Consider the following 13796-nt stretch of genomic DNA (forward strand, 5'->3'; position numbering starts at 1 on the left):
ACGACTCGAAGGGCGGCTCCCCGCGCAGGGGAGCCGCCCTTCCGTTCAGCGCGGGCACACGGCCCCGCGGGGCCGTGTCAGGCGACCGCCGCCGCCGCCCCGCTCCCCGCGGTGGTGGGCGCCGCCGCGCCCGGCAGCTCGATGTGCGCGCCCAGGCTCTCCAGCTTGGCCAGGAAGTTCTCGTAGCCGCGGTTGATCAGGTCGATGCCGTGCACCCGCGAGGTGCCCTGCGCCGCCAGCGCCGCGATCAGGTACGAGAAGCCGCCGCGCAGGTCCGGGATCACCAGGTCGGCGCCCTCCAGTTTGGTCGGCCCCGACACCACGGCGGAGTGCAGGAAATTGCGCTGCCCGAACCGGCACGCGCTGCCGCCCAGGCACTCCGCGTACAGCTGGATGTGCGCTCCCATCTGGCCCAGCGCCGAGGTGAAGCCGAGCCGCGACTCGTAGACCGTCTCGTGCACGATGGACAGCCCCGACGCCTGCGTCAGCGCCACCACGAGCGGCTGCTGCCAGTCGGTCTGGAAGCCGGGGTGGACGTCCGTCTCCAGCGCGATGGCGTTCAGCGGGCCGCCCGGGTGCCAGAACCTGATGCCCTCGTCGTCGATCGCGAAGGCGCCGCCGACCCGCCGGAAGGTGTTCAGGAAGGTCATCATCGACCGCTGCTGCGCGCCGCGTACGTAGATGTCGCCCTCGGTGGCAAGCGCCGCGCTCGCCCAGGAAGCGGCCTCAAGCCGGTCCGGAATCGCCCGGTGCGTGTACCCGCCCAGCTTGTCGACACCGGTGATCCGGATCGTACGGTCGGTGTCCATGGAAATGATCGCGCCCATTTTCTGCAGGACGCAGATCAGATCCTCGATCTCGGGTTCGACGGCGGCGTTCGACAGTTCGGTGACGCCCTCGGCGAGCACCGCCGTCAGCAGCACCTGCTCGGTCGAGCCCACCGACGGGTACGGCAGCCGGATCTTGCAGCCGCGCAGCCGCTGCGGGGCCTCCAGGTACTGCCCGTCGGCCCGCTTCTCGATCGTGGCGCCGAAGCGGCGCAGCACGTCGAAGTGGAAGTCGATCGGCCGGCCGCCGATGTCGCAGCCGCCGAGGCCGGGGATGAAGGCGTGGCCGAGCCGGTGCAGCAGCGGGCCGCAGAAGAGGATCGGGATCCGCGACGAGCCCGCGTGCGCGTCGATGTCCGCGACGTTCGCGCTCTCCACCCGGGTCGGGTCGAGCACCAGTTCGCCCGGTTCCTCGCCGGCGTTGACCGTCACACCGTGCAGCTGGAGCAGCCCGCGCACCACTCTGACGTCGCGGATGTCCGGCACATTGCGCAGCCGGCTGGGTTCGCTGCCCAGGAGGGCGGCGACCATGGCCTTGGGCACGAGATTCTTCGCGCCTCTGACCCGGATCTCGCCTTCGAGGGGGGTTCCGCCATGGACAAGCAGTACATCGGCGATGTCGGTCATGGATCTCGCGATCGTCGGAACGGGTAGAGCCAGGGAGAACTGAGGAAATGGTAATGCGCCCGGCGACTCCCGCCGTGGGGCCGTACCACCGCGTACCACCGCCCGCCCGGCGCGGGTCCCGCGTACGACCCCCGCGGGGGTGCGGCATGCGGGATCATGTGGCCATGACCGAGGTGTCCTCGCTCACCGGGCGACTGCTCGTCGCCACCCCGAAACTGGCCGACCCCAATTTCGACCGGGCCGTGGTGCTGCTCCTCGACCACGACGCGGAGGGGTCGCTCGGCGTCGTCCTGAACCGGCCCACCCCGGTCGGCGTCGGTGATGTGCTCCAGCCGTGGGCCGCGCTGGCCGGCCTGCCCCAGGTCGTCTTCCAGGGCGGCCCGGTCTCGCTGGACTCCGCGCTCGCGCTGGCCGTGGTGCCGGGCGAGCCCCGTGCCGGCGAACCCGTCGAGCTGCTGGGCTGGCGCCGGGTGCACGGGGCGATCGGCCTGGTCGACCTGGAGGCCCCGCCGGAACTGCTCGCCGCCGAGTTGGGCAGCCTGCGGATCTTCGCCGGGTATTCCGGCTGGGGACCCGGCCAGCTGGAGCGCGAGCTGGTCGACGGCGCCTGGTACGTGGTCGAGTCGGAGCCGGGCGACGTGTCGGCGCCGAACCCGGAGCGGCTGTGGCGGGCGGTGCTGCGCAGACAGCGCAATGAGCTGGCGATGGTGGCCACGTATCCCGACGATCCGTCTCTCAACTAGTCTTGACTCTTATGAGCACTCTTGAGCCCGAGCGCGGGGCGGGCACCGGCACTCTGGTCGAGCCGACTCCGCAGCTCTCCCACGGTGACGGCGACCACGAGCGCTACGCGCACTATGTCCAGAAGGACAAGATCATGGCGAGCGCGCTGGAAGGCACGCCCGTCGTCGCCCTGTGCGGCAAGGTCTGGGTCCCCGGCCGCGATCCGAAGAAGTATCCGGTCTGCCCGATGTGCAAGGAGATCTACGAGGGCATGCCGCTCGGCGGCGGCGGAGACAAGGACAAGTCCGGCAAGGGCAGCGGCGGCAACGCCTGACGCCCTTCCGGCGGACAGGGGAGGCCCGTGGAAGGCGACGAGGGTGACGGGGGCGTGTTCGGTACGCCGGACGCGCCCGACGACGACTCCACCAGCGGCGAGCGCGTGCACGCACTGGTCGGACAGGGCCGCTTCGCGGAGGCGCACGCCGTGGTCGGCGACGCCTTCGTCGAACGCAACGGCAGCGCCGGCTATCTGCTGCGGGCCTGGGTCCTGGCGCAGGAGAAACGCGGACCCGAGGCCCGCGAGGCGGTCGACTGGGCGCTGGCGCTGGCCGGACCCGCGGAGGCGGCCGACGTCTTCGTGCTGGCCGGTGTGGTCCTTCTCTCACTCGACGAGGCCCACGACGCGCTGATCGTCGCGCTGCGCGCCACCGGGGCGGACCCGGACGGCTGGGAGCCGGCCGTGCTGCTCTCCGACGTCTACCGGCGGCTCGGCCGCGTCCCCGACGCGGTCGCCGCCGCACGGCGGGCCGTCGGCCTCGCCCCGCAGGAAGCCGAGGCGCAGGTCGCGCTGGCGCGCTCGCTCAGCTCGGGCCGCAGCATCCTCGGCCGCATACCCCGGCGGCTGCGGGCCGAGCACCGCGCCGCGGTCGAGCGCTCGCTGATGCTCGGGGCGGATCCCGGGCAGCTCCAGGCGCCCCGGGCCGGCGTCCTCACCGGCGGCGTCGCCGTCGCCCTGCTCTGGGGCATCCAGCTCTACCGCATCGAGACCGGCGACGACTGGCAGTTCATCGCGGCCGGCGTCGTCCTCCTCGTGACCGCGGTGCTGCTCGCCGTCGTCGTACGCGTGCACAGCAGGCGTACGGGCACGGGGGCGCGGGCGCGGCTGCGGGGCATCAGGGCGACCGTCCGCACGGAGCTGGCCGCGGACGACCGGCTGTGGCAGATCCGGGCCGCGCATGTCGGCGCCGCGATCCCCGTGGCGCCGCTGCTGACCACCGGGCTCATCGCCGACCGTGCCTGGCGGCGCGAGCTGTGGCCGCTGTGGGCCGCGGTCCCGGTGACCGCGGCCGGGGTCGCCGGGGTCGCCCTCGCCGTGGTCGGCGTCCACTGGTGGTACGGGGCGGAGTTCGCCCGCCGGGCCTTCCTCTTCTCGTGGTTCGGCCGGCTCCAGATCGTGGTGCCCGCGCTGCTGCTGGGGGCGACGCTGGCGGCGGCGGTCGCCGGTTCCGCGTCCAGGGGCACGTGGCGCGACCTCACGCTTGCCCATGCGGGCTGGCTCGCCGCGACCTGGCTGGCCGCGGCGGCCTTCTCGGCCCGCGCCCGAGCCGTGCGCTCCCGGTCTCTCTAGCCCGGCCCCGCGTCCTGGGGCTGCCACTGCGCGGGCCCGAGCGCTCGGCATACGCCTACGGGCGGTGCCCCTTGCGGGCCTGTCGCCTGCACCACGGCCGTGGCTGGGCGCGCAGTTCCGCGCGCCCCTGATGGGTGCCCTCTGCGGCAGCGGAGCCGAGCCCCGAAGGGGCGCGGGGAACTGCGCGCCCGGCCGAGACGGCGGGAGAGAAGCGACGCCACCGCAAGTGGCAGCGCCCAGGTGGCGCTGGGGGTACCCCCAGGCGAAGCTCTGGGGGCGGAACTGCGCGCGCAACCACGACGGCGCGACAGGCGACAGGCCACCGCACGTGGCAAGCACCCAGAGCCGCGGGGAACCGCGGCACGCCACCGCGGCACGCCACCGCGGCGTCGCAGGCGGGGGCGTACGGTACGGGGCGATCGTCAGGCCGCGAGGGGCACCGGAACCGCACCCACCTGCCCGGAGGGGCGCACCGCAGGGAAGGATGGGCCCATGGATCTCATCCCGCAGCCGCGGCGGACGCGGACAGAGGGCGGCACGTTCGAGCTGGGCGCCGGCACGCGGCTGGAGGTCGGGAGGGGGGCCGAGCCCACCGCCCGCTGGCTGCGCGGGGTGCTCGGGCCGGCGACCGGCCTGGACTTCCCCGCCGGCGCGGGCGGCGAGCGCGGCAGCACCGTACGCCTCACCGTGGACCCGGCCCTCGGCCGGGAGGCGTACCGGCTGACGGTGGGCCCGGACACCCTGCGGCTCACCGGCGGCGACGCGGCCGGCGTCTTCTGGGCCGCGCAGACACTGCGCCAGCTCATGGACCCGGCGGCCTTCCGCCGCGCCCCGGTCCGCCGGGACCGGACCTGGACCGTGCCGGTCTGCGACATCGAGGACCGGCCCCGCTTCCACTGGCGCGGCTTCATGCTGGACGTCGCACGCCACTTCATGCCCAAGGACGGCGTCCTGCGCCACCTGGACCTGATGGCCGCGCACAAGCTGAACGTGCTGCACCTGCACCTGACCGACGACCAGGGCTGGCGCCCGGAGATCACCCGCTACCCGCGGCTGACCGAGGTCGGCGCGTGGCGGCACAGGACGAAGGTCGGGCTGCGGGAGTCCCCGCTGTGGGACGAGCGCCCGCACGGCGGTTACTACACCCAGGACGACCTGCGGGAGATCGTCGCGTACGCCGAGGACCGGCACATCACGGTGGTGCCGGAGATCGACATCCCGGGCCACTCGCAGGCGGCGATCGCCGCGTATCCGGAACTCGGCAACGCCGACGTCGTGGACACCGCCGCGCTGCCGGTGCTGCCGCACTGGGGTGTGAACCCCAACGTGCTGGCGCCCGCCGAGGCGACCCTGCGCTTCTACGAGAACGTGCTGGCCGAGCTGCTGGACATCTTCCCGGGCACGTTCTTCCACATCGGCGGCGACGAGTGTCCCAAGGAGCAGTGGCGGGCCTCGCCCGCCGCTCAGGCGCGGATCGCCGAACTCGGGGTGGCGGACGAGGACGCCCTGCAGAGCGCGCTGATCCGGCACTTCGACCGCTGGCTCGCGGACCGCGGGCGGCGGCTGATCGGCTGGGACGAGATCCTGGAGGGCGGCCTCGCGGAGGGCGCCGCGGTGTCGTCCTGGCAGGGCTACGCGGGCGGGATCGCCGCGGCCAGGGCCGGGCACGACGTGGTCATGTGCCCGCAGGGCCAGGTGTATCTGGACTGGCGGCAGGCGGACGGCCCCGACGAGCCGGTGCCGATCGCGCATGTGCGGACCCTGGAGGACGTCTACCGCTTCGAGCCGGTCCCCGCGGAACTGACCGCGGCCGAGGCGGAACACGTCATCGGCACCCAGGCCAATGTGTGGACCGAAGTCCTGGACTCACCGCGGGCGGTGGACTACGCGGTCTACCCGCGGCTCGTCGCGCTGGCCGAGGTCGCCTGGTCGCACCTGCCCGCGCCCGCCGAGCGCGACTGGTCCGGCTTCGAGGCCAGGATGCGCGCCCACTACGCCCGGCTGGACGCCCTGGGAGTGGAATACCGCCCGCCCGGCGGTCCGCTGCCCTGGCAGCGCCGTCCCGGCGTCCTGGGGCGGCCGTTGGACGGGCCGCCCCCGATCGTGTGAGCAATTCCGCGACTTCCGCACCAGGCGGCGGCGGACCTGGCACGGTGGACCCGTAACCGCCGCAACACACACGAAGGATGGCAATTCAGGCACTGTGCCAATTTCCCCGGGAGACGTACGATCGCACGCGTGGCCGGACGGATCGGTACTTCGTGGACCCTCGCGCCGACCCCGGGGGAAGATGTGCCAGAGTTGCCACGTCCGGGCGCTCAGCACGTACGGTACGGCTACCGCGTGACGGAGGAAGGCCGGGAAGGGGCAGCTGCGTGAGCACGTATGCACAGCAGACCGCGGAGAATGTCACGTTGCCGTCCTCGCTCGACGAGGCGGTGGCGGCGCTCGCCGCCATGCCCAGCGCGGTGCCGGTCGCGGGCGGCACCGATCTGATGGCGTCGGTCAACGCCGGGCTGCTGCGCCCGGCTGCACTTGTCGGGCTCGGCCGCATCGCCGAGATCCGCGGCTGGCAGTACGCCGACGGGGCCGCGCTGCTCGGCGCGGGACTCACCCACGCGCGCATGGGCCGCCCGGACTTCGCCGCGCTCATCCCCGCGCTCGCCACCGCCGCCCGTTCGGCGGGACCCCCGCAGATCCGCAACGCGGGCACCCTCGGCGGCAACATCGTCTCCGCCGCGCCCACCGGTGACGCCCTCCCGGTGCTGGCCGCGCTGGAGGCGAGCGTCATCCTCGCGGGTCCCGAGGCCGACCGGGAGATCCCGGTCAGCCATCTGCTGACCGGCATGGACCCGTTGCGCCCCGGCGAGCTGCTGGCCTTCGTCCGCATCCCGCTGCTGCACGCCCCGCAGACCTTCCTCAAGGCCACCGGGCGTACGGGCCCCGGCCGGGCGGTCGCCTCCGTCGCGCTCGTCGTGGACCCGGCCCGGCGCCAGGTGCGCTGCGCGGTCGGCGCGGTCGCCCAGGTCCCGCTGCGCCCGCTGGAGGCCGAGCAGTGGGTGGCCGGCCTGATCGACTGGGACGGCGAGCGCAGCCTCGCCCCCGAGGCGTGCACGGCCTTCGGGGAGTACGTCGCCGCCGCGTGCATCCCCGACCAGCCGGGGGTCGAACTGCCCCCGGCCGCCGTCCAGCTGCGCCGCACGGTGGCCGCACTGTCCCGCCGAGCGCTCGGGAGGGCCCTGGCATGACCGACCAGCCGCAGCAGCCGGGCCCGCCCGGCAATTCCGGGGCCTGGCAGCCCGTACCGGGCGGCGGGGACTACGACCCCGACCAGACCATGCATGTGTCCTTCGCCGCCCAACTGCCGCCCGAGCCGCGGCCGGGCGAGGACCCGCTGGGCGCGCACGGCCCCGCGGGGGAGGCCGACCCGGCCACCCAGTGGGCGATCCCGGTCATAAGGGATGAGACCGAGGGCGACTCGGGCGAGTACGCGGTCGGCGCCTTCACCTCCTCGTGGGACCGGGCGCCCTCGCCCGCGGCGCCCACGCAGTCCTTCCCCGCCGGGATGTTCGGGCAGGGCGCCGCGGCGGCGCTGGCCGCGGCCGCGCAGGCGGCAGCGGAGCCCGAGGCGGCCCCCGGGCCCGAGGGGCAGTGGTCGGCCTTCTCCAGTGGCGAGGCGGTGCCGTGGCAGCCGGTCGACCAGGCCGCGGCGGAGGCCGCGTGGTCGGCGGTGACCGACGAGGTGCCGGCCGCCGACGCGGCGCCGGAGGCGGACCCGGAGCCCGGCGGCCTGCCGCCGGCCGCAGAGCCGCAGCCCGAACCCCAGCCGGAGCCCGAGGCCGCTCCGGAGCCCGAGCCCGAGCCCGAGTTCGCCGAGGAGACCCGCAGCGAACACCCGCTCGCCTCCTACCTGTTGCGGGTCAACGGCACCGAGCGGCCGGTCACCGACGCCTGGCTCGGCGAGTCGCTGCTGTACGTGCTGCGCGAACGCCTCGGCCTGGCAGGGGCCAAGGACGGCTGCGAGCAGGGCGAGTGCGGTGCCTGCTCGGTCCAGGTGGACGGGCGGCTCGTCGCCTCCTGCCTGGTGCCGGCCGCCACCGCTGCGGGCAGCGAAGTGCGTACCGTCGAGGGCCTGTCGGCCGACGGCCGGCCCTCCGACGTGCAGCAGGCGCTGGCCGAATGCGGCGCCGTGCAGTGCGGCTTCTGCATCCCGGGCATGGCGATGACCGTCCATGACCTGCTGGAGGGCAACCACCGGCCCACCGACCTCGAAACGCGCCAGGCCCTGTCCGGCAACCTGTGCCGCTGCTCCGGCTACCGCGGGGTGATCGACGCGGTACGCCAGGTCGTCAGCGCCCGCGACGGCGACGACGCCCCGTCGTCGCCCCGTATCCCCGCCCAGCCCGGCCCCACGTCCCCGGAGGCCGCCGTATGACCCCCAAGCGCCACCCCTACGCCGACGCCCGGCCGCCCGGCCGCCCGGCCGGGCGGGCGGGCGCCCGCCCGGCCGCCCGAAGCGCCGCGGGAGGCGGGCGATGAGCGTCATCGACGGACCAGGACCCGCCCCCGTCGCCGAGACCCTGGCCGGCGGCGGCCCGCCGCACGGCATCGGCATGTCGGTGCCGTCCACCGACGCGGCGGCCAAGACGCAGGGCACGTATCCGTACGCGGCCGACCTGTGGGCCGAGGGCCTGCTGTGGGCCGCGGTCCTGCGCTCGCCGTACCCGCACGCCCGCATCGTCCGTATCGACACCAGCGAGGCCGCCGCCATGCCCGGCGTGCGCGCCGTCGTCACGCACGAGGACGTGCCCGGCGACGCCATGCACGGGCGGCTCGTCGCCGACCGCCCGGTCTTCGCCAAGGACATCGTGCGGCACCACGGCGAGCCGATCGCCGCCGTCGCCGCCGACCACCCGGACACCGCCCGGCTGGCCGCCGCCGCGATCCTGGTCGAATACGACGTGCTCGAACCCATCACCGACCCGGAGAAGGCCTTCGCCGCCGAGCCGCTGCACCCCGACGGCAACCTGATCCGGCACATCCCGCTGCGCTTCGGCGACCCCGACACCGTCGGCGAGGTCATCGTCGAGGGCCTCTACCGGGTCGGCCGCCAGGACCCGGCCCCGATCGGCGCGGAGGCGGGCCTCGCCGTGCCCCGCCCCGACGGCGGCGTCGAGCTGTACGTCGCCTCCACCGACCCGCACGCCGACCGCGACATCGCCGCCGCCTGCTTCGGCCTTGAGGCCGGCCACGTCAAGGTCGTCGTCACCGGGGTGCCCGGCGCGATGGGCGACCGCGAGGACTCCGGCATCCAGCTGCCGCTGGGCCTGCTGGCGCTCAAGACCGGCTGCCCGGTCAAGTTCGTCGCCACCCGCGAGGAGTCCTTCCTCGGCCACGCCCACCGCCACCCCACCCTGCTGCGCTACCGCCACCACGCGGACGCGGACGGCCGGCTGGTGAAGGTCGAGGCGCAGATCCTGCTCGACGCGGGCGCCTACGCCGACGCCTCCTCCGACGCGCTGGCCGCCGCGGTGGCCTTCGCCGCCGGGCCCTACGTCGTCCCGCACGTCTTCGTTGAGGGCTGGGCGGTCCGCACCAACAACCCGCCGTCCGGGCACGTACGCGGCGAGGGCGCGCTCCAGGTCTGCACGGCCTACGAGGGCCAGATGGACAAGCTCGCCGCCAAGATCGGCCTGGAGCCCGCCGAGATCCGGATGCGCAATGTGCTGGCGACCGGCGACCTGCTGCCCACCGGGCAGACCGTCACCTGCCCGGCCCCGGTCGGCGAGCTGCTGAAGGCCGTGCGCGACGCCGACCTGCCGCCGCTGCCCGACGGCGACGACGAGTCGCAGTGGCTGCTGCCCGGCGGCACCTCGGGCGCGGGCGAGCCCGGCGCGGTGCGCCGCGGGGTCGGCTACGCGCTCGGCATGGTCCATGTGCTCGGCGCCGAGGGCACCGACGAGGTGTCCACCGCGACCGTACGGGTCCACGACGGCCGCGCCACCGTCATCTGCGCCGCCGTCGAGACCGGGCAGGGCTTCACCACCCTGGCCCGGCAGATCGTCCAGGAGGTGCTGGGCGTCGAGGACGTGCGCGTGCTGCCCTCCGACACCGACCAGCCGCCCGCGGGCCCTTCCGCCCGCGGCCGGCACACCTGGGTCTCCGGCGGGGCCGTCGAGCGGGCCGCGAAGATGGTGCGGACCCAGCTCCTCCAGCCGCTCGCGGCGAAGTTCGGCATGTCGGTCGAGCTGCTGGCCATCGCCGACGGGAAGATCACCTCCTACGACGGGGTGCTCTCGACGACGGTCGCCGAGACGCTGGACGGCAAGGAGCTGTGGGCGACCGCGCAGTGCCGCCCGCACCCCACCGACCGGCTCGACGAGACCGGCCAGGGCGACGCCTTCGTCGGGCTCACCTTCTGCGCGATCCGCGCGGTGGTCGACGTCGACATCGAGCTGGGCGCGGTCCGGGTGGTCGAACTCGCCGTCGCCCAGGACGTCGGCCGGATCCTCAACCCGCGGCAGCTCGCCGCGCGGATCGAGGCCGGGGTCACGCAGGGCGTCGGGCTGGCCCTGATGGAGGACCTGCGGGCGCCCCGCGGCATCGTCAAGCGCCCGAGCCTGACCGGCTACGCCCTGCCCACCGCCCTGGACGCGCCGGACGTGCGGATCGTCAAGCTGGTCGAGGAGCGCGACGTCGTGGCCCCCTTCGGGGCCAAGGCGGTCAGCGCGGTGCCGGTCGTGACGTCCCCCGCCGCGGTGGCCGCCGCGGTCCGCGCCGCCACCGGCCGGCCCATCGCACGGCTGCCCATCCGCCCGCAGGCGGCGATCGTCAAACCCCCGGCGTAGGATTTTTGGTCCCCCCGTTGTCCCGCGAGTGCTGCGGCCCGGCTGACGGGCCGTCATACTCCCGGTAACGTCAGTTGCACAACTCGCATCATCTGCGGGTGCATTCGGACAACGGGGGACGTATGACGATACCCATCCGACCCGTGCCGCCGCCCAGGGACGGCGCCCCGCCGGCCTTCCGTACCGAGGCGACGAGGCTGCTCAGCGCCGGGGTCTACTTCGACACCGGCTTCCGCAGCCAGGTCATCGAGGAACTCGTCGAGCACGAGGAGCGCCCGGTCCCGCCGTCGCTCGGCATCGACGCGCTGCCCGTCCTCGCGCACGCGCTGCGCGCCCGCCGCCAGGAGGCGCAGACCGGGGCGTGGCTGCTGCTGATCTGGGCGGCGTTCATCGGCGTGTGGCTGGCCGGCACCGGCTCCGAGACGATGCTGCCCATTCCGTGGTTCGCTGCCTACGCGGCGCTGTGCGCGGTGGCCTGGGTCCGGCGCAGCGCGTCCGGTGTGGGCCTGGCGGTCTTCACCCTGGACCGCGCCATGATCAAGGAGGCCACCCGCGGCCGGCTCAAGCTGCTGCTGCCCGTGGTCACCCCGCTGGTGGGCGTGCTGTACGTGCTGTCGGTGGCCACCGCGCTGCTCACCGGTCGGGACGCCTGGGCGGGCGCGTTCTTCCCGTTCCTGCTGGCGGTACCGGTCTGGGCCTACCGCGGGCATGTGACCGCCGTGATGTGCCACGAGCTGGGCCGCGCGGCCTACTCGCGGGCGCCCCGCGCGGCACTGGCCGACTCCGCGCAATGGCGGCGGATCGGCGCGGCCATCGACCGCGAGCAGCACTCCCAGCTGACCATCTACGACCCCTTCCGGCCTTTCATCGGCGCCGGCGAGCCCTACGAACCCTGGTCGCTGGCGATGGAGTTGAAGCCGGCCAAGGTGCCGGACGGCGCCCCGCCCGCCCGGCCGCAGCTGCTCGCCGCCCGCGAGGTCATCGAGCTCATCAAGCCCCGGATGACGGCGCTGCGCGACTCCGCCGCGGACAGCAGGGACCGGCTGCGCACGCTGGAGATCGACGAATTCGTCTACCTGCCGGCCGGGTTGAACCGCGCGGAGGTGGTCTACGCGGCGGACGCCGTCGGCCAGCACCTGAAGGACGCGGCCGGCGAGGGCGGCGAGGCGCGCCGCCACTTCCTGCGCATCAGGATCGGCGCCTGGGACGAGCAGATCGTCGTGACGGTCCTGGTCCGGGTCCACACCCAGGGCGGCATGCTCGTCCTGGAGGTCGTCCCGCACGTACTGACCCCCGTGCGGCCGGAGTTCAGGGCCGTGGACGTGATCGAGGCGCGCGGCCAGGCCGACCCGGTCCGGCACGCGCTGCGCGGCCTGATGGCGAGCCCCGGCGCCGGTCTGGCGGCGGGCGCGTGCCTGCTGCGTACCGGCGTCACGGTCTTCCGCACCTGGCTGGCCGACCCGCAGCACGCGCTGCCCGACGGGCCGACCGCATCGGTGAGGGAGTTGGGCAGCGCGCGGGAGGTCTCGCTCTTCCAGGAGATGGACATCAGCCGCTATGTGAAGACCGTCCAGGACCGCATCGCCAGCGGTGTGCTGGACGCGCTGCGGTCGAAGGGCTACGCCACGGGCGAGTTCGAGCAGCAGATCGTCAACGTCAGCGGCGGGGTCTACATCGGCGTGATGAGCGGTGGCGCGGTCGCGGCGGGGGAGCGGGCGTCGGCGAAGCACACGGAGGGTGGTGCGTGATGGCGGAGGAATCCGAGGAGCAGGACGCGGCGGAGCCGTCGCGGGAGGCGGCCGGTACGGCGCAGGGCGCGGGCGGTATCGCGATCGGCGTGATGACCGGCGGGGCGGCGGCGGCCGGTACGGGCGCCCGCGCGGAGGATCGCGCCCGGCGGGCCGCGGCGGCCCCGCCGCCCCCTTGCGCCGGTCCGCCGGTGTCCGCGCCGCCCGCCGGTATCGGCGTCGGCGCGATGACCGGCGGGGCGGTCGCGGCGGGCCGGGACGCCCGCGCGCTCGACGCCTCGTCGCCGTACGTGGCGGCGTCCGCGGAGTTGGCCGCCGCCGTCGGTGTGCTGCGCGAGCAGCTGCGCGTGCTGGCGCCCAGCGCGGAGACGGCCGAGATCGACGCCGAACTCGCCGGGGCCGAGCGGGAGATCGCCGAGAGCGGCCAGGTGCGGCGCAGCCGGCTCCAGTGGCTGCGCGACCGGCTCGACCTCGGTGCGACAGCCGCGGCCGGGCTCGCCTCCGCGGCGGCGGTCGTCCAGGCGTGCCTGCAACTGCTCGGCTGAAAGGGGCGGTCGGCATGGCCAGATGGGACGATGAGAATCAGCGCTGGGTGCAGGACCCGCCGCCCGGGTCGGACGGCGGCCTGTTCCCGGTGGACGTACCGCCGCCGGTGGGCGGGCTGTCGCGCGGCAACAGCAGCCGGCGGGTGACGATCGTGGCCGTCGTGGCGGTGCTGCTCTGCGTGGCGGCGGGCGCCGGGCTGTGGGCGCTGGTGGGCGGCAGGGGCGGCGGCTCCGACGCGTCGGAGCGGTCATCGGACTCCTCCATCGGCGCGCCGGCCGATCCGACGGACCCGGCCACGGGCGACGCCCCGGTCGGGAGCGGCGGCTCGGACGGCTCCGGTACGACGGACGGCTCCGGTACGACCGATGACACGGCGACCGACGACACGGCGACGGCGCTGCCGTCCGGCTTCGAGGAGGTCCAGGACCCGGCCGGCTTCACGATCGCCGTGCCCGAGTTCTGGCAGCGCAGCACCAGGGGCGCCAGCGTCTACTACCAGTCCGCGGACGGGGAGAGCCTGATCCAGGTCTACACGCTCGACGGGCCCGAGACGACGCCCTACGAGTCCCTCGCGGCGACCCAGGCGACGGTCTCGACGGACGACCAGTACCGGCTGATCGGGCTGCGGTCCGTCACCGACCAGGCGCCCGACGCGGCCGAGCTGGAGTACACCTACGTCCGCGACGACGGTGTCACCCGCCATGTCGTGGACCGCGCCTTCACCGGCCCCGATGACGTGCAGTACGCGCTGCTCGTCGCCGGGCCGGACTCCGACTGGTCGGCCTACCAGCAGGTCTTCCAGGTCCTTCGGGACTCCTTCTGCCCGGACGGCTACTGCTCCGGCTGAGCG

Annotated in this window: 11 protein-coding genes; 10 read left to right on the forward strand and 1 reads right to left on the reverse strand. The window is 74.6% G+C overall.

The features are described 5' to 3' along the window. Positions 1–77: 77 nt before the first annotated feature. Positions 78–1454 (reverse strand): UDP-N-acetylglucosamine 1-carboxyvinyltransferase, encoded by a 1377-nt coding sequence (gene murA / locus OHA86_RS24810; protein WP_329178608.1) that lies wholly within the window; start codon positions 1452–1454, stop codon positions 78–80. Positions 1455–1618: 164 nt separating this feature from the next. Here murA and OHA86_RS24815 point away from each other — a divergent pair, with 164 nt between their 5' ends. The 10 genes from OHA86_RS24815 (at position 1619) to OHA86_RS24860 (ending at position 13793) form a co-directional block, all read left to right on the forward strand. Continuing rightward, positions 1619–2197 (forward strand): YqgE/AlgH family protein, encoded by a 579-nt coding sequence (locus OHA86_RS24815; protein WP_329178610.1) that lies wholly within the window; start codon positions 1619–1621, stop codon positions 2195–2197. Positions 2198–2208: 11 nt separating this feature from the next. Then, positions 2209–2511: a DUF3039 domain-containing protein gene (locus tag OHA86_RS24820; RefSeq protein WP_033176250.1), complete on the forward strand. Its 303-nt coding sequence runs from the start codon at positions 2209–2211 to the stop codon at positions 2509–2511. A gap of 27 nt (positions 2512–2538) precedes the next feature. Beyond that, the gene (locus OHA86_RS24825) at positions 2539–3804 is read left to right on the forward strand and encodes a hypothetical protein (protein WP_329178614.1); all 1266 of its coding nucleotides are present in this window, start codon (positions 2539–2541) and stop codon (positions 3802–3804) included. 492 nt (positions 3805–4296) lie between these two features. Continuing rightward, complete coding sequence (locus OHA86_RS24830; protein WP_329178617.1) at positions 4297–5913, forward strand: beta-N-acetylhexosaminidase; 1617 nt, start codon at positions 4297–4299, stop codon at positions 5911–5913. Between the two features lie 266 nt (positions 5914–6179). Continuing rightward, complete coding sequence (locus OHA86_RS24835) at positions 6180–7052, forward strand: FAD binding domain-containing protein (protein ID WP_329178619.1); 873 nt, start codon at positions 6180–6182, stop codon at positions 7050–7052. Further along, the gene (locus tag OHA86_RS24840; protein ID WP_329178621.1) at positions 7049–8239 is read left to right on the forward strand and encodes a (2Fe-2S)-binding protein; all 1191 of its coding nucleotides are present in this window, start codon (positions 7049–7051) and stop codon (positions 8237–8239) included. The genes OHA86_RS24835 and OHA86_RS24840 overlap by 4 nt, the downstream gene beginning before the upstream one ends. A gap of 100 nt (positions 8240–8339) precedes the next feature. Then, positions 8340–10652, forward strand: a complete 2313-nt coding sequence (locus tag OHA86_RS24845; protein ID WP_443071881.1) for a xanthine dehydrogenase family protein molybdopterin-binding subunit — start codon at positions 8340–8342, stop codon at positions 10650–10652. Between the two features lie 122 nt (positions 10653–10774). Next, positions 10775–12400 carry a hypothetical protein gene (locus tag OHA86_RS24850; RefSeq protein ID WP_329178623.1) on the forward strand — a complete coding sequence of 542 codons (1626 nt, stop codon included), beginning with the start codon at positions 10775–10777 and terminating at the stop codon, positions 12398–12400. Then, complete coding sequence (locus OHA86_RS24855; RefSeq protein ID WP_329178624.1) at positions 12400–12945, forward strand: hypothetical protein; 546 nt, start codon at positions 12400–12402, stop codon at positions 12943–12945. The genes OHA86_RS24850 and OHA86_RS24855 overlap by 1 nt, the downstream gene beginning before the upstream one ends. 14 nt (positions 12946–12959) lie before the next feature. Then, the gene (locus tag OHA86_RS24860) at positions 12960–13793 is read left to right on the forward strand and encodes a hypothetical protein (protein ID WP_329178626.1); all 834 of its coding nucleotides are present in this window, start codon (positions 12960–12962) and stop codon (positions 13791–13793) included. Positions 13794–13796 lie beyond the last annotated feature (3 nt).

Origin of the sequence: Streptomyces sp. NBC_01477, from assembly GCF_036227245.1 — a bacterium.
GTDB lineage: Bacteria > Actinomycetota > Actinomycetes > Streptomycetales > Streptomycetaceae > Actinacidiphila.